Origin of the sequence: Mycobacterium sp. NAZ190054, assembly GCF_001545925.1 — a bacterium.
GTDB lineage: Bacteria > Actinomycetota > Actinomycetes > Mycobacteriales > Mycobacteriaceae > Mycobacterium.
In genome coordinates, this window is record NZ_LMVQ01000575.1 from 1 (window position 1) to 20,106 (window position 20,106).

General features: G+C 69.6%; 20 protein-coding genes and 1 pseudogene. 8 read left to right on the top strand and 13 right to left on the bottom strand.

Annotation, left to right across the window (positions count from 1 at the left end):
* The 4 genes from map to ASJ79_RS28840 form a co-directional block, all read left to right on the top strand.
* Positions 1-721 (top strand): type I methionyl aminopeptidase (map, locus tag ASJ79_RS28825; RefSeq protein ID WP_067962878.1); only part of this gene is annotated, 721 nt, incomplete at its 5' end.
* A gap of 51 nt (positions 722-772) precedes the next feature.
* Positions 773-1,282: a sigma-70 family RNA polymerase sigma factor gene (locus tag ASJ79_RS28830; RefSeq protein WP_067962819.1), complete on the top strand. Its 510-nt coding sequence runs from the start codon at positions 773-775 to the stop codon at positions 1,280-1,282.
* Positions 1,279-1,902 carry an anti-sigma factor gene (locus ASJ79_RS28835; protein ID WP_067962822.1) on the top strand — a complete coding sequence of 208 codons (624 nt, stop codon included), beginning with the start codon at positions 1,279-1,281 and terminating at the stop codon, positions 1,900-1,902. Before ASJ79_RS28830 ends, ASJ79_RS28835 begins: the two co-directional genes overlap by 4 nt.
* A 30-nt stretch (positions 1,903-1,932) precedes the next feature.
* A complete protein-coding gene (locus tag ASJ79_RS28840; RefSeq protein ID WP_067962825.1) occupies positions 1,933-2,430 on the top strand; it encodes a MarR family winged helix-turn-helix transcriptional regulator in 498 nt (165 codons plus the stop codon).
* Between the two features lie 3 nt (positions 2,431-2,433).
* Here ASJ79_RS28840 and ASJ79_RS28845 read toward each other — a convergent pair whose 3' ends face one another.
* Together ASJ79_RS28845 and ASJ79_RS28850 are read right to left on the bottom strand one after the other, a co-directional pair.
* Positions 2,434-3,639, bottom strand: coding sequence for a GAF domain-containing sensor histidine kinase (locus ASJ79_RS28845; RefSeq protein WP_067962828.1), 1,206 nt, complete (start codon positions 3,637-3,639; stop codon positions 2,434-2,436).
* A complete protein-coding gene (locus tag ASJ79_RS28850; RefSeq protein ID WP_067962831.1) occupies positions 3,636-4,295 on the bottom strand; it encodes a response regulator transcription factor in 660 nt (219 codons plus the stop codon). The genes ASJ79_RS28845 and ASJ79_RS28850 overlap by 4 nt, the downstream gene beginning before the upstream one ends.
* 104 nt (positions 4,296-4,399) lie before the next feature.
* On the opposite strand from ASJ79_RS28850, the gene ASJ79_RS28855 reads away from it, so the two are divergent.
* The gene (locus ASJ79_RS28855) at positions 4,400-5,164 is read left to right on the top strand and encodes an HAD family hydrolase (RefSeq protein ID WP_082754130.1); all 765 of its coding nucleotides are present in this window, start codon (positions 4,400-4,402) and stop codon (positions 5,162-5,164) included.
* A gap of 17 nt (positions 5,165-5,181) precedes the next feature.
* Here ASJ79_RS28855 and mmsB read toward each other — a convergent pair whose 3' ends face one another.
* The 3 genes from mmsB to ASJ79_RS28870 are packed head-to-tail and all read right to left on the bottom strand — an operon-like array spanning position 5,182 to position 8,778.
* The gene (gene mmsB / locus ASJ79_RS28860; protein ID WP_067962837.1) at positions 5,182-6,054 is read right to left on the bottom strand and encodes a 3-hydroxyisobutyrate dehydrogenase; all 873 of its coding nucleotides are present in this window, start codon (positions 6,052-6,054) and stop codon (positions 5,182-5,184) included.
* A 16-nt stretch (positions 6,055-6,070) separates the two neighbouring features.
* Entirely contained in the window at positions 6,071-7,234 is a 1,164-nt protein-coding gene (locus ASJ79_RS28865; protein WP_067962839.1) for an acyl-CoA dehydrogenase family protein, read from the bottom strand.
* 8 nt (positions 7,235-7,242) lie between these two features.
* A complete protein-coding gene (locus ASJ79_RS28870) occupies positions 7,243-8,778 on the bottom strand; it encodes a CoA-acylating methylmalonate-semialdehyde dehydrogenase (protein ID WP_067962842.1) in 1,536 nt (511 codons plus the stop codon).
* 82 nt (positions 8,779-8,860) lie between these two features.
* Here ASJ79_RS28870 and ASJ79_RS28875 point away from each other — a divergent pair, with 82 nt between their 5' ends.
* Positions 8,861-9,625 carry a hypothetical protein gene (locus ASJ79_RS28875; protein WP_067962846.1) on the top strand — a complete coding sequence of 255 codons (765 nt, stop codon included), beginning with the start codon at positions 8,861-8,863 and terminating at the stop codon, positions 9,623-9,625.
* On the opposite strand, the gene ASJ79_RS28880 is transcribed toward ASJ79_RS28875, so the two are convergent.
* Genes ASJ79_RS28880 through ASJ79_RS28910 form a run of 7 tightly spaced genes read right to left on the bottom strand, consistent with a single transcriptional unit; the run spans position 9,583 to position 17,467 of the window.
* A complete protein-coding gene (locus ASJ79_RS28880) occupies positions 9,583-10,212 on the bottom strand; it encodes a dTDP-4-dehydrorhamnose 3,5-epimerase family protein (protein WP_067962849.1) in 630 nt (209 codons plus the stop codon). The two genes, ASJ79_RS28875 and ASJ79_RS28880, sit on opposite strands and share 43 nt — an antisense overlap.
* Positions 10,209-11,204, bottom strand: coding sequence for a dTDP-glucose 4,6-dehydratase (rfbB, locus tag ASJ79_RS28885; protein WP_067962852.1), 996 nt, complete (start codon positions 11,202-11,204; stop codon positions 10,209-10,211). The genes ASJ79_RS28880 and rfbB overlap by 4 nt, the downstream gene beginning before the upstream one ends.
* 30 nt (positions 11,205-11,234) lie before the next feature.
* The gene (locus ASJ79_RS28890) at positions 11,235-12,092 is read right to left on the bottom strand and encodes an LLM class F420-dependent oxidoreductase (protein WP_067962857.1); all 858 of its coding nucleotides are present in this window, start codon (positions 12,090-12,092) and stop codon (positions 11,235-11,237) included.
* Positions 12,089-12,940: an LLM class F420-dependent oxidoreductase gene (locus ASJ79_RS28895; protein ID WP_067962860.1), complete on the bottom strand. Its 852-nt coding sequence runs from the start codon at positions 12,938-12,940 to the stop codon at positions 12,089-12,091. Before ASJ79_RS28895 ends, ASJ79_RS28890 begins: the two co-directional genes overlap by 4 nt.
* Complete coding sequence (locus ASJ79_RS28900; protein WP_067962863.1) at positions 12,933-14,414, bottom strand: ATP-binding protein; 1,482 nt, start codon at positions 14,412-14,414, stop codon at positions 12,933-12,935. The genes ASJ79_RS28895 and ASJ79_RS28900 overlap by 8 nt, the downstream gene beginning before the upstream one ends.
* A 12-nt stretch (positions 14,415-14,426) precedes the next feature.
* A complete protein-coding gene (locus tag ASJ79_RS28905; RefSeq protein ID WP_067962866.1) occupies positions 14,427-15,806 on the bottom strand; it encodes an ATP-binding protein in 1,380 nt (459 codons plus the stop codon).
* Positions 15,803-17,467 (bottom strand): FAD-dependent oxidoreductase, encoded by a 1,665-nt coding sequence (locus tag ASJ79_RS28910; RefSeq protein WP_067962869.1) that lies wholly within the window; start codon positions 17,465-17,467, stop codon positions 15,803-15,805. The genes ASJ79_RS28905 and ASJ79_RS28910 overlap by 4 nt, the downstream gene beginning before the upstream one ends.
* A gap of 162 nt (positions 17,468-17,629) precedes the next feature.
* On the opposite strand from ASJ79_RS28910, the gene ASJ79_RS28915 reads away from it, so the two are divergent.
* Entirely contained in the window at positions 17,630-18,682 is a 1,053-nt protein-coding gene (locus ASJ79_RS28915; RefSeq protein ID WP_067962873.1) for a zinc-dependent alcohol dehydrogenase family protein, read from the top strand.
* On the opposite strand, the gene ASJ79_RS28920 is transcribed toward ASJ79_RS28915, so the two are convergent.
* Positions 18,679-19,431, bottom strand: coding sequence for a universal stress protein (locus ASJ79_RS28920; protein WP_067962875.1), 753 nt, complete (start codon positions 19,429-19,431; stop codon positions 18,679-18,681). The two genes, ASJ79_RS28915 and ASJ79_RS28920, sit on opposite strands and share 4 nt — an antisense overlap.
* Positions 19,432-19,556: 125 nt before the next feature.
* On the opposite strand from ASJ79_RS28920, the pseudogene ASJ79_RS28925 reads away from it, so the two are divergent.
* Positions 19,557-20,106: pseudogene (locus tag ASJ79_RS28925) on the top strand (hypothetical protein); the annotation flags it as partial.

Genomic DNA, 20,106 nt, shown 5'->3' on the forward strand with positions numbered 1-20,106 from the left:
CCCCCCGCTTTCCCTCCACGCCGCTCTCCCGATCTCGCGCCCCGCCGCGGCTCCGGGCGTGTCCACCCTGGAACTCGACGCCGTCGCCGAGTCGGTGATCCGCGACGGCGGCGGTGTCCCGTCGTTCCTGGGCTACCACGGCTTTCCCGCCTCCATCTGCGCGTCGGTGAACGACCGCGTGGTGCACGGCATCCCGACCGCGGACGAGAAACTGGCGGCCGGTGACCTGGTGTCCATCGACTGCGGCGCCATTCTCGAGGGCTGGCACGGTGACTCGGCGTTCACGTTCGGCGTCGGCGAGGTCATCCCGGTCGACGACGCGCTGTCGGCCGCCACCCGGGAATCCATGGAGGCCGGCATCGCCGCGATGGTGCCGGGCAACCGGCTCACCGACGTCTCCCACGCCATCGAGCAGGGCACTCGGGCCGCCGAGCGGCGGCACGGCCGCAAGTTCGGCATCGTCGCGGGTTACGGCGGCCACGGCATCGGCCGCGAGATGCACATGGACCCGTTCCTGCCGAACGAGGGATCGCCGGGACGCGGTCCCCACCTCGCGCCGGGCTCGGTGCTCGCGATCGAGCCGATGCTCACCCTCGGCACGCGAAAGACGATCGTGCTCGAGGACGGCTGGACGGTCGTCACCGCCGACGGCTCCCGCGCGGCACACTGGGAGCACACGGTCGCGGTCACCGACGACGGACCGAGGATCCTGACCGCCTGATCCGGTCTGAACCGATCGTCCTCCGCCGTCGTGTCGTAGACGGAGGACGTGATGGACGATCCGGCGATGATGCGGGCGCTCTACGACGAGCACGCCGACGCGCTCTGGCGATACGCGCTGCGCCTCACCGGTGACCGGGCCCGGGCCGAGGACGTCGTCCAGGAGACGTTGCTGCGGGCCTGGTGCCACCCGGAGGTCACCGCCGACGCGGACCGCTCCGCCCGGGCCTGGCTGTTCACCGTCGCGCGCAACATGATCATCGACGAACACCGCAGTGCCCGGTCCCGCCATGAGACCGACGTGCCCGACACCGAGCACGTCGCCGACCGGGCCTCGCCCGACGAAACCGACACCGCGCTGAACCGGATGCTGTTGAGCACCGCGCTGAGCCGGTTGTCCGACGAACACCGGGCGGTCGTACGGCGGGCCTACTACCAAGGCTGGACCACCGGACAGATCGCCGCCGACCTGCAGATCCCGGAGGGCACCGTGAAATCCCGGCTGCATTACGCGGTCCGTGCGCTGCGGCTCGGACTGCAGGAGATGGGGGTGACGCGATGACGAAGGACCGCTACCAGACCTGGGACGCCGCCTACGTGCTGGGTGCGCTGGCCGCCGACGAACGCAGCGAGTACGAGCACCACCTGGTCGGCTGCCACGGGTGCCGCACGGCGGTGGCCGAACTGAGCGACATGCCCGCCGTACTGGGTGTGCTCGACGCCGCCGAGGTCGACGCGCTGGACCGGGCCGGCCCCCGCAGGCGCCGCACCCGGTGGCTGACCACAGCCGCCGTCGCGGTGGCCGCCGCGGCGGTGGCCGTCACGGTGGTGCTCGCGATCCGGCCCGCACCCGACCAGCCCGTCGCACGGATGCAGGAGATGACCAAGGTGGCCGAGACGCCGATCAACGCCAGCATCGCGCTCGCCGGTTACGGCTGGGGCACGCGCATCGACATGGCCTGCTCGTACGGGGACTGGGGGCGCCGGGACGCGCCACCGCAGAACCTCGGCATGGTGGTGGTCGGTCATGACGGCAGTCGCACCGAGATCGCCACGTGGCTGGGCCTGTCCGGCGCCACCGCGCTGCCCAGCGGCACCACCCCGATGGACATGGCTGAAATAGCTGCCGTCCAACTTGTTTCGTCGCCCGACGGGAAGGTGCTGCTGGAGCGGCGGCTGTGAACCGTTCGGGGCCATGCGGTAAGAAGAGGCGTGGCATCCGAACGGCGCGACCCGATCGCCACCGCGCGCGCGAACTGGGAACGCTCCGGGTGGGGTGACGTCGCCGACGGCATGGTCGCGGTGACCTCGGTGATGCGAGCCCACCAGATCCTGCTGGCCCGGGTGGAGACCGCGCTGCGGCCCTACGACCTGAGCTTCTCGCGGTACGAACTGCTGCGCCTGCTGGCCTTCAGCCGTACCGGCGCGCTGCCGATCACAAAGGCCTCCGACCGGCTGCAGGTGCACGTCACCAGCGTCACGCACGCGATCCGGCGGCTGGAGGCCGACGGCCTGGTCGAACGCCTGCCGCACCCGACCGACGGCCGCACCACACTGGTGCGGATCACCGAGCTGGGTCGGTCGACGGTCGAGGACGCGACCGTCACCCTGAACAACGACGTCTTCGCCGACATCGGCATCTCGGCCGAACAGCAACGCGCCCTGGCCGAGTCGATCCAGACTCTGCGCCGCAACGCCGGCGACTTCTGACCGTCAGCGGGCCGGCACCGGGATCGTCGCGGTGACGGTGGTGCCCGCGCCCGGCCGGGAGCGGATGTTCAGTCTGCCGCCGACGATCTCGGCGCGTTCGGCCATCGACAGCAGGCCGTAGCCGCCCATCTCGTCACCGCCCAACGGGTGTTCCAGGGTGTCGAAACCGACTCCGTCGTCGACGATTTCGAGCCGGGCCAGGTCCCCGTGGTCGCTCCGGTCCAGCGCGAACGTCAGCCGGGCGCGGGTGGCCTGGGCGTGCTTGACGACGTTCTGCAGGCATTCCTGGGCGATGCGGTACAGCGCGAGCTCGATGTGGTCGGGCACGCGGTGCTCGGCGAGGTCGACATCGATCGTGATCTGCGGGATCGAGCGGGCCAGGCTGGCCAGTCCGCCCGAGAGCCCGAGATCGTCGAGCACCGGCGGACGCAGTCCGCTGATCGCGGCGCGGGCCTCCTGCAGGGTCAGCTCCGCGAGCTCGCGGGCGCGGTCGAGCTGTTCGTTGAGGGCCGCGCGGTCACCCGGGGACGCCGCCGCCTGAGCGGCGGCGTCGAGCCGGTAGGACAGCGTCACCAGGCGCTGGGAGATGCCGTCGTGGATGTCGCCCGCCAGCCTGCGGCGCTCGAGCTCCTGGGCCTCGATCACCTGCTCGACGAAGTTCTCGTGCGCGCGTTCGCGGGCGACCAGCTGCCGGTGCAGGCGGGCCTGGTGCATCGCGCCCGCGATCAGGCGCCCGATGACCAAGAGCAGCTCGACGTCGCGGTCACCGAAATCCCGCTCGGCGACGGTGTGCACGTTGAGGACCCCCACCAGGCCGCCCGGGTCGGTCTCCATCGGCACCGACACCATCGACGTGAAATCCCGCCCGCGCAGCGAACGGAACGGCAGGTAGCGCGGATCGGACTCCTTGTCCCTCCTGATCACCACCGGTTCCCGGTTGCCGGCTACCCAGCCCGAAATACCTTGTCCCAGTGGAAGTCTGATCTTGCCGACCTCGGAGTCGAACGGTGGGGTGGCGCCGGCCAGTGTCAGCGAGGTCTCGGTGTCGTCGAGCACGTGCACGAAGCAGACGTCGGTGTCGGTGGCCGCGGTGATCATCCTGGCCGCCGCGGCGGCCAGCGGTTCGACGCCGGGGCCGCTCGACGCGGCCTGGATGAGTTCGCGCAGCAGCGCCAGCTCGCGGTCGGCGGTCAGCAGTGGCCGGCTCACTGGTAGATGCCTTCCCGCAGTGCGGTGGCCACCGCGGCGGTGCGGTCGGAGACGCCGAGCTTGCGGTAGATCGAGCTGAGGTGGGTCTTGACGGTCTCGTCGCCGATGATCAGCTTGGCGGCGATGGCGCGGTTGGACAGGCCGTTGACCACCAGCGCGAGGATCTCGCTCTCGCGCTGGGTGAGGCCGCGGCGGGCGCCGGGCCAGAACTCGTCGCGCTGCATCCGGGCCGCGGTGTCGGCCGCCCTGGCCGCCATGCTCGGGTCGATGGCCGTCTCACCGCCGTGCACGAACTCCAGCTGCTTGACCAGCTCCTCGCTGCTGATGCTCTTGAGCAGGTAGCCCGCTGCGCCGACCCGCAACGCCTGGAACAGGTACTGCTCGTCGTCGTACACCGACAGCATCACGACCCTGCGGTCGGGGTCGCGTTCGCGCAGCTGCCTGCACACGTCGAGCCCACTGGTGCCCTCCATGCGCACATCGCAGAGCACGATGTCGGGATCGAGCTCGGAGACCACCTTCAGCACGTGGTCGGCGCCGACCGCCTGGCCGACGACGGTGACCCTGGTGGTGAACGCGGCGAGCATCGCCTTGAGGCCCTCGATGACCATCTCGTGGTCGTCGACCAGCACGATTCGCACCGGATCGGCAGCCATGGCCCTACCTTAGAGGCGGCCGCGCGGGTCTCCCCCCAACTTGGCACGGAGAATCCCCCGCGCGGGGGAGGCGGCCGCAGTGTGACGTACGCCACGATTTGAGCGTGCAGACGACAGAGCAGAGAGCATGGCGGGCCGGCCGGTTCTGGTGGGACTGGGCCCCGCCCAACGGTGCGCAGACCCCGACGATCAAGGAGCTGCGCGCGGTGATCTTCGATCTGGGCGCCGTCGCCGACCTGGAGAACGAGGGCCACCGGCCGGCGTTCAACAAGGCGTTCGCCGAACTCGGGTTGAACATCCAGTGGTCACCGGCGCGCTACCGTCAGCTCCTCGCGCTTCCCGACGAACGTCGCCGGGTCGCCGCCGAACTGCGCAAACGCGGCGTCAGCACCGAATGCGACGTGCTCGCCGAACTGCTGGTCGACGAGATCTGCGCAACGAAGACGATGATCCTCGAAGAGACGGTGCTGGACGCCGACATCACCGCGCGGCCCGGGATGGCGGAGCTCATCGCCGAGGCCTACGGCGCCGGCGTCGGGGTCGGACTGGTCAGCACCGGCAGCCACACCTGGGTCGAACCGCTGGTCCGTCAGCTCGTCGGCGACGGGGTGGTGAACGCGACCGTCACCACCGACGACGCGCCGCGCGGCGAGCTGTACCGCACCGCGTGCGCCGAACTCGGCGCACCGGCGCACGACTGTCTTGCGTTCGCGGGGTCGCAGGAGAGCCGGCGGACGGCGGTCGCCGCCGGGATGGCGACGATCCTGATCGACGGTGACGACGTCACCGGCGCGCCGCTGTGCATGGCCGACTGCCGACGGGTGCACGACTCGTGGCACGACATGCAACCGAGGCCGACGGCGGCCTGACCGCTCCGGTGCGGGGTTCAGCCGCGCAGCATCTCGATGACGGCGCTGAAGTCCTTGTCGGCGTGGTCCTTGGTGAACTGTTCGTAGATCTCCGCGGCGTGGGTGCCCAGCGGCGCCGACGCCCCGGTCGAGCTCACCGCCGCCATCGCCAGCCCGAGGTCCTTGTTCATCAACGCGGTCGCGAAGCCCGGCTTGAAGTCGTTGTTGGCCGGTGACGTCGGAACGGGGCCGGGCACCGGGCAGTTGGTGTGGACAGCCCAGCAGTTGCCGGTCGCGCCGGTGATCACGTCGAACAGCGACTGCGCGGGCAGCCCCAGCTTCTCGGCGAGCACGAACGCCTCACCGATCGCGATCTGTTGCACCGCCAGCACCATGTTGTTGCACAGCTTGGCGGCCTGACCCGCGCCGGAGGCGCCGCAGTGGATGATCTTGCCGGCCATGGGATCGAGCACCGGCTTGGCGCGCTCGAACGCGTCGTCCTCACCGCCGACCATGAACGCCAGCGTGCCCGCCGTCGCGCCCTTGATGCCGCCGGAGACCGGCGCGTCGATCTGTGCCAGGCCCTTCCCGGTGGCCTGCGCGTGGATGGCGCGGGCATCGTCGACGGAGATGGTGGACGTGTCGATCAGCAGCGCACCGGCCTTGGCCGCCGGCACCACCTCGTCGTAGACGGATTTGACGATGGAGCCGTTGGGCAGCGACGTGATCACCACGTCGGCCTCTTCGACGGCGGCTGCACCGCTGTCGAAAACGTTCGCGCCCTTGGCTTTCGCCGCCTCCTTGAGTTCGGCCACCAGATCGAAGCCGTGCACGGTGTGCCCGGCCGCCACCAGGTTCGCCGCCATCGGGCCGCCCATGTTGCCCAGGCCCAGGAACGCGATCGTCGTCATCGACCAACCTCTCTCGTCAGGAAGCGCGAGCGCGAGCGGCGGCCGAGCGGCCGATCACCACGCGCATGATTTCGTTGGTGCCTTCCAGGATCCGATGCACCCGCAGATCGCGGACGATCTTCTCCAGTCCGTACTCACGCAGGTAGCCGTAGCCCCCGTGCAGCTGCAGGGCCTGGTCGGCGACCTCGAAGCACGCGTCGGTGACATAGCGTTTGGCCATCGCGCACAGTTCGACGCGGCCCGGGTGGTCGCCGTCCAAAGCCGTTGCCGCCCGCCACAACAGCGACCGCGACGTCTCCAGCGCGGTGGCCATGTCGGCCAGCGCGAACCGGATGGTCGGCTCGTCGAGTAGCGACCCGCCGAACGCCTGCCGGTCCGCCAGGTAGGCCAGCGTCTTGTCGTAGGCGGCCTGCGCACCGCCGAGTGAGCACGCCGCGATGTTGATGCGCCCGCCGTTGAGGCCCTTCATCGCGATGCCGAACCCCGTGCCCTCGCCGTCGGGGCCGCCGAGCAGCGCGTCGGCCGGCACCCGGGCGCCCTCGAAGATGACCTGCCTGGTGGGCTGGGCGTTCCAGCCCATCTTCACCTCGTCGGTGCCGAAACTCAGCCCGGGGGTGTCCTTCGGGACGACGAACGCCGAGATGCCCTTGGGCCCCTCGGTGCCGGTGCGGGCCATCACCACGTAGACGTCCGACGTGCCGGCGCCGGAGATGAACTGCTTGACCCCGTCCAGGATGTAGTCGTCACCGGAACGAACGGCCTTGGTGCGCAACGCGCTTGCGTCCGATCCCGCCCCCGGCTCGGTCAGGCAGTAGCTGGCGATCGCGTCCATCGACGACAGCCGCGGCACCCACTCCTTGCGCTGCTCCTCGGTGCCGAAGCTGTCGACCATCCACGCGCACATGTTGTGGATCGACAGGAACGCCGCCACGGTCGGATCGGCGGTCGCGAGCTTCTCGAAGATGCGCACCGCGTCGATCCGCCGCAGGGCGCTGCCGCCCACATCGTCGCGGCAGTAGATCGCCGCCATGCCGAGTTCGGCCGCTTCCCGCAGCACGTCGGTGGGGAAGTGGTGCGTCTCGTCCCACTCCAGTGCGTGCGGGGCCAACCGCTTCTCGGCGAACGCGGCCGCCGTCTCGACGATGACGCGCTCGTCCTCGTCCAGGCCGAAATAGTCCATCTGCGAGGCTATTTCATCGTGGGGATGACGAACTCCGCGCCATCCTTGATGCCCGAGGGCCACCGCTCGGTGACGGTCTTGACCTTGGTGTAGAACTGGATCGAAGCCGGTCCGTGCTGATTGAGGTCGCCGAAGCCGGAGCGCTTCCAACCGCCGAAGGTGTGGTATGCCACCGGAACCGGGATCGGCACGTTCACGCCGACCATGCCGACCTGGACCTTGGACACGAAGTCGCGGGCCGCGTCACCGTCGCGGGTGAAGATCGCCACGCCGTTGCCGTACTCATGCTTGGTGGGCAGGCTCAGTGCCTCGTCATAATCCTTCGCCCGGACGATGCACAGCACCGGGCCGAAGATCTCGTCGGTGTAGATCGACATCTCGGGGGTGACGTGGTCGAACAGGGTGGGGCCGATGAAGAAGCCCTTCGACAGGTCCTGATCGTCGAAACTCAGCTCGTCGGTGGTGCGTTCGCGGCCGTCGACCACCAGATCGGCGCCGGCGTCGACGCCCTGGGCGATGTAGTCGCGCACCCGTTCCAGCGCGGCGCCGGTGACCAGCGGGCCGTAGTCGGCCTTCGGGTCGAGGCTGTGGCCGACGCGCAGCTGGTTGACCCGCTCCACCAGCCGGTTCCGCAGCCGGTTGGCCGTTTCTTCGCCGACCGGCACCGCGACGCTGATGGCCATGCAACGCTCGCCGGCGCTGCCGTAACCGGCGCCGATCAGCGCGTCGACGGCCTGGTCCAGATCGGCGTCGGGCATGACGATCATGTGGTTCTTGGCGCCGCCGAAGCACTGCGAACGCTTGCCGTGCGCGGCGGCGGTGGAGTAGATGTACTGCGCGATGTCGGAGCTGCCGACGAAGCCGACGGCCTGGATGTCGGGATGGGTCAGGATGGCGTCGACCGCTTCCTTGTCACCCTGGACGACCTGGAACACGCCGGCAGGCAGGCCCGCCTGCAGGAACAGCTCGGCGAGACGCACGGGCACCGAGGGGTCCCGTTCGGACGGCTTGAGGATGAACGCGTTTCCGCAGGCCAGTGCCGGGCCGGCCTTCCACAGCGGGATCATCGCGGGGAAGTTGAACGGGGTGATGCCGGCGACGACGCCGAGCGGCTGGCGGATCGAGTAGACGTCGATGCCCGAGCCGGCGCCCTCGGTGAACTCACCCTTGAGCAGGTGCGGGATGCCGATCGCGAACTCGATGACCTCGATCCCGCGCTGGATGTCGCCCTTGGAGTCGGCGACGGTCTTGCCGTGCTCCGTCGACAGCAGCTCGGCCAGTTCTTCGACGTTGGCGTTGACGAGCTCGATGAACTTCATCATCACGCGGGCGCGGCGCTGCGGGTTCCAGGCGGCCCATTCCTTCTGCGCCTCGACCGCGGAGGCGACCGCGGTGTCGACATCGGCCGCCGACGCCAGCAGGACCTGCGCCTGGACCTCACCGGTGCTCGGGTTCAGCACGTCGGCCGTGCGGGTGGACGAGAGCTCGCTGCGCTTCCCGTCGATGAAGTGGGGGATCCGGGTGGTCGTCGTAGTTGAGGTCATTGGAGTAAGCCTTCCGCGCTCTGGATACTTGGATATCCTAGTAATGCGGGGGCGGCATTGGCAAGAGGCCTACAGTGCCTCTATGGGGGCGGTCGATGTGTTGTGGACGGCGGGCTGGGACTCCACGTTCCGGGTCGCCGACCTGCTCCTGAACCAGGACGCGGTCGTGCAACCCTGGTATGTCATCGACCGCCATCGGCGCTCCACCGAAACCGAACTCGCGTCGCAGGATCGCATCCGCGCCTGCCTCGCCGACCTCGACTGCACCACAGCACACAGGCTGCTGCCCGTCCGGCTGGTCAAGGTCCACGAGATCCCGTCGGCTCCGGCGATCACCGCCGCGTTCCAGAAGTTGCGGGAGAAACAGTTCCTCGGCGAGCAGTACGAGTGGCTGGCACGTCTGGCTGAGCATCAGCAGCTCACGCTGGAGTTGAGCATCCACCGCGACGACCGCGCCCACGACTTCCTGGTCGCCGACGTGGAGGAGCGCGACGGGTCGTTCCGGTTGGTACCGCATCCCGGCGACCCGGCGCTGGAGGTGTTCCGGCGATTCCGGTTCCCGCTGTTCGACACCACGAAACTGGACATGGAGAACGTGGCCCGCGACGGCGGCTTCTCCGCGGCGATGGAGCTGACGTCGTTCTGTCACACACCCGTGCGGGGGAAGCCGTGCGGGTACTGCAATCCGTGTCGTTACACCTTCGACGAGGGACTCGGGCGGCGCGTCCCCGCGCGGACACTGCGGCGCCGGGTCCAGGTGGGTGCACTCGATGCCGTGTGGTTCGTACGGCAGGCAAGCCGCAGCTACCGGCTCCGGTTCCGGCGGAGTTCCTCGACGAACGCCTGAGTCTCCTGCCACGTCGGGAGCAGGCCCGACGCCTGCGCCTGCTCGAGTGACGGGGCGGCGCGGTCGCGGTCGGACAGGATCAACTCGCCGGCGCCGGACTCGGGACGCCAAGAGCCCCAGTCGATTCCGAGCGCCGGGTCGAGCGGGTCGATGGTGTGTTCGCGGACCGGGTCGTAGCCGGCCGAGCACAGATACGTCACCGTGGAGTCGTCTCGCAGGGCGAGGAACGCGTGCCCGAGTCCCTCCGACAGGTACACCGACCGGTGGGTCCGGTCGTCGAGGACCACCGCGTCCCACCGGCCGAAGGTCGGCGAACCGACGCGGATGTCGACGACGACGTCGACGACCGCGCCGCGCATACACGTGATGTACTTGGCCTGGCTCGGCGGCAGCTGGGCGAAATGCACGCCGCGCAGCACCCCGGCCCGCGACACCGAGCAGTTGGCCTGCCGCAGATCCAGCCGGTGGCCGGTGACCGTGGTGAAGCCGGCGTCGGTGAACCATTCGAAGAACGCGCCGCGGGTGTCGGTGTGCACCACCGGCGTGATCTCCCAGGCGCCGGGGACTGTCAGCTCGCGCGCGTTCACTGCCGCCGCTCCTCGTAGGTCGCCTCGACCGCGTCTTTCAGCGGGCCCCACCATGATTCGTTGTCGCGGTACCAGGCGATGGTGTCGCGCAACCCGCTCTCGAAGTCGGTGTGCTCGGGCCGCCACCCGAGTTCCTCGCGCAGCGGGGTCGGATCGATGGCGTACCGCAGGTCGTGGCCGGCCCGGTCGGTCACATGGTCGAAGTCGTCGGGGGAGCGGCCCATCAGGTGCAGGATCGTCCGCATCACCGACAGGTTGTCGCGTTCGCCGTCGGCGCCGATCAGATAGGTGCGGCCGATCCCGCCGTCGGTGAGGATCCGCCACACCGCGCGGTTGTGGTCGTCGACGTGGATCCAGTCGCGCACGTTGGCTCCGGTGCCGTAGAGCTTGGGGCGCCGGCCGGTGAGCACGTTGGTGATCTGGCGCGGGATGAACTTCTCCACGTGCTGGTAGGGCCCGTAGTTGTTGGAGCAGTTCGAGATCGTCGCGGCCACCTGGTAGGACCGGACCCAGGCCCGCACCAGCATGTCGGCCGCGGCCTTGGTCGACGAGTACGGGCTCGACGGGTTGTACGGACTGGACTCGGTGAACCGTGCCGGGTCGTCGAGCGGCAGGTCGCCGTACACCTCGTCGGTCGACACGTGGTGCAGCCGGACGCCGGCCCGGCGCACCGCTTCGAGCACCGTGAAGGTGCCGAGCACGTTCGAGTGCACGAACGGCGCCGGGTCGGCCAGTGCGTTGTCGACGTGTGTCTCGGCGGCGAAGTGCACGACCGCGTCGGATTCGGCGACGAGCCGGTCGACGAGCGCGGCGTCGGTGACGTCACCCTCGACCAGCCGGATCTCGGTCTCGACATCGCGCAGCGAGTCGCGGCTGCCGGCATAGGTCAGCGAATCGACCACCGTCACGCGGACATCCGGGCGTTCGCGCACGGTGCTGCGCACGAAGTTGGCGCCGATGAACCCCGCCCCGCCCGTCACCACCAACCGCATGGCCACCGAGCCTATCGACCCCCCGCTCGATCAGCCGGGGAGGCCGAGCGGGCCGGCCAGCTCCTCCAGGGTCGACAGCAGTTCGTCGCTTCCGCCGAGCACCTGGATCGCGACGTGATCGGCGCCGGCGGCGAGGTGTTCGGTCAGCCGGGCCGCGATCGCCTCCGGCGACCCGTGCGCGACCACCGCGTCGATGAATCGGTCGCTGCCGGGGCGCTGCAGGTCCTCGTCGGTGAAGCCGAGCCGCTTCCAGTTGTTCACGTAGTTGGACAACCCGAGGTAGAAGTCCACGGTTCCGCGGCCGACCTCGCGGGCCTTGTCCGCGTCGTTGGTCAGCACCACCTTGTGTTCGGGAGCCAGAAGCACCGTCGGGCCGAGCAGTTCGCGGGCCTGGCCGGTGTGTACCGGGGTGGTCAGATACGGGTGCGCGCCCGCGCTGCGCTGCGCGGCCAGCTGCAGCACCTTCGGGCCGAGCGCCGCGATCACGCGCCGGCTGGTCGGGACCTTGGCGGTGTCCAGCTTGTCGAGGTAGTCGACGAGGGCCTGATACGGCTTGGTGTACTGCTGGGTGTGCTCCGGGTGCCCGACGCCCACCCCCAGCAGGAACCGGCCCGGAAACGCCTTCTCGATCCGGTGATAGGACTCCGACACCTCGCCGGCGTCGGCGGTCCAGATGTTCACGATGCCGGTCGCCACCTGAAGCGACTCGGTCTTCTCCAGGATCGGCTCGACGAATGCCAGGTCCGCCGCCGGCGAGGCGCCGACCCACACGGTGCCGTATCCGAGCCGCTCGATCTCCACGGCCTGATCGGGTGACACCGGCGCGCCGGTCCACACGCCGAACCGGCCCAGGGCGGGCTTCAGCGACGGGCCTTCACTGTCGGTCATGCACTTTCCTTTCGTTGCAGTCCGAGCGGGCCGGCCAGCTCGGCCAGTGCGGGCACCAGGCGGTCGGTGCCGGTGAGGACCTGCACGGGCACATGGTCGGCACCTGCGTCGAGGTGCTCGGTGAGCCGGGCGGCGATGGCGTCGACGGTGCCGTGGGCCACGACGGCGTCCACCAGACGGTCACTACCCGGTTTCGCCACGTCTTGATCGCTGAATCCGAGACGTTTCCAGTTGTTGAGATAGTTGGCCAGGTTCAGGTAGACGTCCAGGGCCTTGCGCCCGACCTCGCGCGCCTTGTCGGCGTCGGTCGTCAGCACCACCTTGTGTTCGGGTGCCAGAAACGCCTCGGGGCCGATCAGCTCCCGCGCGCGGGCGGTGTGTTCGGGCGTCGTCAGATAGGGGTGTGCGCCGGCCGCGCGCGTGGCCGACAGTTTCAGCACCTTCGGGCCCAGCGCGGCCACCACGCGCCGTCCGCGCGGGACGCCGTACTCGTCGAGCTTGTCGAGGTAGTCGGTGAGCGCGTCGAGCGGTTTGCGGTACTCCTGCTGCGCCTCGGGATGCCCGACGCCGATGCCGAGCAGGAACCGTCCGGGGTGCGCGGCCTCGATGCGGTGGAAGGACTCGGCGACCGGGCCGGGGGCCGCGGTCCAGATGTTCACGATCCCGGTGGCCACCTGCCGCGTGGTGGTGGCGGCCAGGAGGGGTTCGACCCAGTCGAGTTCCGCCGGTGGTGAACCGCCCACCCACACCGCGCCGTAGCCCAGCGCCTCGATGTCCCTGGCCTGCTGCGGGGTGACCCGGCGGCCGAACGATCCGAACCTGCCCAGATCGGGCTTCGCGTCAGTCATCACTGGTTGCTCCCACTTTCGTCGGGTTCTCCGGGGCGGGGGCCTGCCAGGGCAGTGACACGATGAACCGGGTGTCACCGGGTCGGGATTCCACGGCCAGGTGGCCATGGTGCTTCTCCACGACGATGCGCCACGCCAGATCCAGGCCCAGGCCGGTGCCCTCACCGAACGGCTTCGTGGTGAAGAACGGGGTGAAGATCCGGTCGACGATGTCCTCCGGTATGCCGGGGCCGTCGTCACAGATCTCCACCACGATGCCGGCGTCGCTGCTCTGCCGGCGGGTGCGGATGGTCAGCGTGCCGTGGCCGTCCATCGCCTGGATCGCGTTGTCGATCAGGTTGGTCCACACCTGGTTGAGATCGCCTGGGTAGCAGGACAATTCGGGGAGCGTCTTGTCCTTGTCCCAGACCACGTTGACCTTGTCCTTGCCGAGCTTGTCGCCGAAGATCGTCTTGACGGTGCTGAAGAGCAGCTCGTGGACGTTGATCTTCTGGTACTCGGCGCGGTCCATCTGCGAGTACTGCTTGGCGCCGGCGAGCAGCGCCGAGATCCGCTTGCTCGCCTCGGCGATCTGGTTCATCAGCAGCTCGTTGTCGATCGTGTACTTCAGCCAGCCGATCGCGCCCGGCAGCGTCGCCGAGCAGTCGACGTCGTCGACCGAGGCCTCGACGCGCTCCAGCCAGTCCACGTCCAGCCCGGCCTCCACGAACGTCGGCGCGTAGTCCCAGGCCGCGGAGATGCCGTGGTCCTCCAGCCAGTCGCCGATCTGGTCCTCCCGGTCGGAGGCCTCCAGCGCCGTGAGCTCCTGGGACTTCGACTTCGCGACGTACTCGGCGACCTCGTCCTGGATGCTGACCAGAACCTTCAGCGCCGCGGGGGTGAACTCGCCGTCGGCGAGCATCGCGAGCTTGTGCCGCATCTTGCCGACGCCCTCCCGCAGGTCGGCGACGGCGCGGGCGGTGGCGCCGGCCGGGTTGTTGAGCTGGTGGGTCAGCCCGGCGGAGAGCTGCCCGAGCGCCAGCAGTTTCTCGCGCTGACCGAGGATCTGGCGCTGCCGCAGCCCGCCGACCATGTGTCCCTCCAGCAGGTGCACCGCCATCGGGAACTCCTTCTGCATGAACTCCGCGAACGCGTCGGCGTCGAGCACGAAGAACCGCGAGGGACGCGTCACCCGCACCGAGGCCTGGTAGACGTGTTCCTCGCCGGGGATGTAGGCCGACCACGCACCGCAGTAGACGCCGCGCTGGGAGGTCCGGTTGGTCTCGATGTCCACCCCGCCCGATCGCTTCGACATCACCAACTCGCCGTCGATCAGCACGTAGAAGCACGTTGCCGGGTCACCTTCGGTGTGAATCGGCCCGGGCTCGAACGTCTCGATGTGGCCGTTGGCGCACAACGTCGCGAGCTGCTCGTCGCTCAGTGCCTCGAACAGAAACAGGGTGCGCAGTTCGTCGGGCAGACACTTCTCACCCATGTCCGATCCTTCCTACAGAGGCAGTGAGGTAATGAAACGCGTATCGCCCGGCGTTGATTCCGCCCACACGCTGCCGCCGTGCCGGTCGGCGAGTCTGGCGGCGATGTCCAGGCCCAGTCCGGTGCCCTCGCCGAAGGGCTTGGTGGTGAAGAACGGGTCGAACACCCTGGTCATCAGATCATCGGGGATGCCGGCACCGTTGTCGCACACCTCGACGCGCACCATGTCCTGCTCACGCCGGGTGCGCAGCGTCAACACCCCGGCCGGGTGACCGGCGAGCGCGTCGAGCGCGTTGTCGATCAGGTTCGTCCACACCTGGTTGAGTTCGGCCGGGTAGCACCGCACCGGGGGCAACCGCGGGTCGTAGTCGCGCACGACCGTCACCGCGTCGCCGAGCCGGTGCGAGAACATCGCCAGGGTGGCGTCGAGCAACTCGTGGAGGTCGGCCTCAGCCAACGGGGCCCGGTCCAGTTGTGAGTACTGCTTGGCCTTGTCGACCAGCGACGAGATGCGCTGGGTCGAGTCGGTGATCTCGGTCAGCAGCAGCTCGGTCTCCGCCGTCCCGGCCAGCGTCCTGATCACCGAGTTCAGCGCATCCGGGGAGTCGCAGCACGGGGCGTCGGAGATGCGTTCCAGCCAGTCGATGTCGAGACCGGCCTCGGCGAACGTGGCGGCGTGCTCCCATGCGTCGTCGACGCCGTGCTCGTCCAGCCACTGGCCCAGCGCATCCTCCAGGTCGGATTTCTGCACCGGCGACAGGTCCGACGGTTTGCCCGCCAGCTCGGCGACCCGGTCCTGCAGCTCCGCCAGCGCCGGGTCGGTCTCTTCGGTGCGACGGCGTCCGGCGAGCCGGCTGCGCAGCGCGTGGGCGGCCCGCACCGCGGCGGCCGCAGGGTTGTTCAGTTCGTGGGTCAGGCCGGCGGTCAGCTGCCCCAGCTGGACGAGCCGGTCGTGCGGGCCGAGGATGCGGCCCTGGTGGAACCGTCCGTGCGAGTGCCCGACGAGCAGATGTGTGGCCATCGGGAACTCGGTCACCAGGAAGGTGCCGAACGTCGTCGCGTCGAGCGCGAGCAGGCGCGACGGCCGGGTCAGCGTCACGGTGTTCTCGTAGGGCGTGTTCTCGTCGAGCAGGAACGCCGACCACGCACCGCAGTACACGCCGGGATCCGACGCCCGCCAGATGTCGATGTCGCGGTCGCCGGACCGTTTCGACAGCGCGATCTCCCCGTCGAGAAGCACGTAGAAATACTTCGCCGGGTCACCTTCGCGGCACAGCTGCCCGGGCGGGAAGGTGTCCACCCGGCCGTTGGCGCACAGCTTCGTCAACTGCGCGTCGGTGAGGCCGTCGAAGAGGAACAGCCCGCGCAGCTCTTCGAGGTCGCACGTGCTCATGTCTCGGCCAGGTAGCGGTGCACGAGCATCACCGCCATCGACCCCTCGCCGACGGCCGCGGCGACCCTCTTGGCGGACTCGGCACGGACGTCACCGGCGACGAACACCCCGGGCACGCTGGACTCCAGGTGGTGCGGCGGACGCTCCAGCGTCCATCCGCTGATCTCGCGCAGGTCCGGGCCGGCCAGGATGAAGCCGTGGTCGTCGCGCACCACGATGCCGTCGAGCCACTCGGTGCGCGGCTCGGCGCCGATGAAGATGAACATCCGTCCGCACGGGAAGGTTTCGCGTTCCCCGGTGCGGGTGTTCTCCAGGCAGATTCCTTCGAGGTGGCCGTTGCCCTTGACCGCGTGCACCACGGTGTTGGGCATCTCCTTGATGTTGTCCTGGCTCCTGATCTGCTGGATCAGGTAGTGCGACATCGAGTCCTCGAGCGTGCGCCTACTGACGATCGTCACCGATTTCGCGGTGCGCGCCAGGTGCATCGCGGCCTGCCCGGCCGAGTTGGCGCCGCCGATGACGTACACCTCGTCGTCCTCACAGTCGGCGGCCACCGAGGCCGTCGCGCCGTAGTACACCCCGGCGCCGGTCAGGTCCGCGCAGCCCTCGGCGGGCAGCTGGCGGTATTCGACCCCCATGGCCAGGATCACCGCGCGGGTGCCGATCGTGCGTCCGTCGGACAGGTGCACCGTGCGCGCGTTGCCGTCCACCTCGAGCCTGACCACCTCGGCGGCGGTGATCAGCTCGGCCTCGAACTTCTCGGCCTGCCTGCGCGCCCGCTCGGCCAGCTGCGCCCCCGACAGCCCGTCGGGGAAGCCCAGGTAGTTCTCGATGCGTGAGCTCTGCCCCGCCTGCCCACCGGTCGCGGTGCGCTCGATGAGCACCGTCTTCAGGCCCTCCGACGCGCCGTAGACCGCCGCGGCCAGACCCGCGGGGCCGCCGCCGATGACCACGAGGTCGTAGAAGTCCCCCGACGGTGTCGTGGTCAGGCCCAGCGTGGCGGCCAGCTCGGCGTCGGTGGGGTCGACGAGTGTCTCGCCCTGCTCGGTGATGACCACCGGCAGCGTCAGCCCGTCGAGACCCGCCGCCTCCAGCAGCTGGGCGCCCCTGCTCTCGTCGGACCGGAACCAGGTGTAGTACAACCGGTTCCGGGCCAGGAACTCGCGCACCTCCGACGACCGCGCGTTCCACGGATGCCCGATGATCTTGGTGTGCGGGATCGCCCGGTCCCCGGTGGACCGCCACGCGTCGATCAGCGCGTCGATCACCGGATACAGCTTCTCCTCCGGCGGATCCCACGGCTTGAGCAGGTAGTGGTCGAGGTCGACGACGTTGATCGCGTCGATCGCGGCGTGCGTGTCGGCGTACGCGGTCAGCAACACCCGCCGCGCCATCGGAAAGATGTCCATCGCCGCTTCGAGGAACTCGATCCCGCTCATCTGCGGCATCCGGTAGTCGGCGACGAACACCGCGACCGTCTCGCCGCGCAGCTTCAGCTCGTTGAGGGTCTCCAACGCATCGGGTCCCGACTCCGCGCGCACGATGCGGAACTTTTCGCCGTAGTGCCTGCGAAGGTCGCGGGCGACGGCGCGCGACACCGCGGGGTCGTCGTCGACGGTCAAGATCACAGGCTTGCGGGGCTGGTGCTCAGGTCCAGTCATCGCATCAAGTATGCGCTGCCTGTCCAGCGGAAATCCCGGCGGAATCCGAGAAGGGCATTTGGTCCCTAGCGGGTCCGGGCGCGGATTCCTAGCGTCGAGGGCGGCGGTGAATGCGGGCCATCGATGCCGGCGCCGGGCCCCGGCGGAAGGGAAGCGCAGCACATGAAAGCGATGGTCTACGACGGGCCCGGACGCCGAACCTGGAAATCGGTGCCCGACCCGCAGATACAGCGCGCCACCGACGCGATCGTCCGGGTGGACTCGGTGACGATCTGCGGCACCGATCTGCACATCCTCAAGGGCGACGTCCCCGAGGTGACGCCGGGGCGGGTGCTCGGCCACGAGGCGGTCGGCACGGTCACCGAGATCGGCGCAGCCGTGCAGACGCTGGCGGTCGGGGACCGGGTCCTGGTGTCGTGCATCAGCGCCTGTGGTGCGTGCCGGTACTGCAGGCAGGGACAGTTCGGACAGTGCCTCGGCGGCGGGGGCTGGATCCTCGGCCACCTCGTCGACGGGACCCAGGCCGAGTACGTCCGGGTGCCGTTCGCCGACAACTCCACCCACAAGGTCCCCGACGGGGTCAGCGACGAACAGATGATCGTGCTGGCCGACATCCTGCCGACGTCCTACGAGGTCGGTGTGCTTGCCGGCGCCGTCCGCCCCGGCGATGTCGTCGCGATCGTCGGGGCAGGCCCCATCGGGCTGGCCGCGATCCTGACCGCCAAGCTCTACAGCCCCAGCCACATCGTCGCCGTCGACGTCGCCGACACCCGGCTGGAGGCCGCTCGCGGCTTCGGCGCCGACACGGTGGTGAACTCCTCGCAGCAGGACCCCAGGTCGGTGATCGATCGACTCACCGCCGGCCTCGGTGCCGACGTCGCGATGGAGGCGGTCGGTCTCCCCGAAACCTTCGAGCAGTCAGTCGAACTGGTCCGGCCCGGCGGCCACGTCGCCAACATCGGCGTGCACGGTGCGGCGGCCACCCTGCACCTGGAGAGGATCTGGATCCGGAATCTGACCATCACCACCGGGCTGGTCGACACCCACTCCACGCCCACGCTGATCCGTCTGGTCGCCGGCGGGCAGATCGACACCGCGCCGATGATCACCCACCGGTTCACGATGGACGAATTCGACCGCGCCTACCAGGTTTTCGGCGATGCCGCCCAGACCGGCGCCCTGAAGGTGCTGGTGAGCGCAGCGCCCCCGGCCTAAGGGGCCTCGCAGATCAACACGTCGAAGCCGGAGGGCCCGAGCAGCTCGCCGATCGCGGTCGCGCGCTCGTGCGGCACGACAGCCAGTTCGATGGAACGACGATGCCGGGCAAGGAAATTCACAACGCTCCCCGGGGCGGCGACCGCGCGCACGTCGAGGTCGGGATGGCATGCGTGCCACGGAACCAGCAGGCGCTCCCAGTGTGCCCGCAGAGTCCGGTTGTGCTGGGCGATCGCGTCGGGGTCGTGGATGTCGGTGTAGCGCGGAGGCCAGCTGGCGAGCACGCGGAGCGCCGCGCCGCGCAGCGACGCCTCCTCGATTCCGCGGCGCAGCGCGAGGATCCCCGCCGGCGAATCATCGACCTCGGCGACCACCCAGCCCGGGGTGGAACTCGGTGCGATCTCGGAGTGGATGACCGCCACCGGGCAGTCCGCCGTCGACGCGAGCGCCGCGGCTGTGGACCCGACGTGGCTGGACGAGCCCACGCAGATCATCGAGGCCCCCGCCGAGTTCAACTCCAGGATGCGGGCGGGTCTGCCCCGCGCCACCCGCTGCTGGAGGCGCACCGGCTTGCCGCTGGCGCCCACGGCGTCCACCGCCGCCCGCATCACCGCGTTCGCGTCCCCGGTCACCGACGCCGAATGCACCAACCGCAACGGGACGTCCCGGTTCACCGCTTCGTCGATCGCCCACCGCAGCGCGGTTGCCGCGGACTTCGATCTGTCCACACCGACCACCACCGCGGGCATGCGGCACCTCCGTTCGTGCGATTCCACTATCGTCCGCGGCCGGGCCGGATTCCAGGGCCGATGGTCCTCGATTCCATCGGCTCCGGGCCCTGGCGCGCGGGCGGTGATCGCGAGAGGGTCGGGACATGGACGCTGCGTCGCCGGGGAATCTGCGTGCCGAGGTGCACGAGACCCATACCGGCCTGGTCGCGCTGCTCGGCGACCGCGCCTTCAAGGTGAAGAAACCGGTGAAAACGGACTTCCTCGACTTCAGCACCGCCGACCGGCGGGAGGCGGCCTGTGTGCGGGAGGTCGAACTGAATCGGCGACTGGCGCCGCACAGCTATCTGGGGGTCGGGACGTTCCAGCCGCCGCAGGGCGAGGCTGAGCCCGTCGTGGTGATGCGCCGGTACCCGGATGCCGAGCGGCTGGCCGAACTGGTGCGCTCCGGTGCCCCGGTCCGGTCACCGCTGCGGTCGATCGCGGCGCTGCTCGCATCGTTCCACGCCCGGGCTGCGCGGGGGCCGGCCGTAGACCGGGAGGCGGCCGCGTCCGCGCTGTCCGCACGGTGGGAGCAGAACCTCGCCGAATTGCGCAGGCACGCCGGGCGCGCCGTCGACGAACGGACGCTCGACCGGGTCACCCGGCTGTCGCGGCGGTACCTCGCGGGCCGGGAACCTCTGTACCGCCACAGGA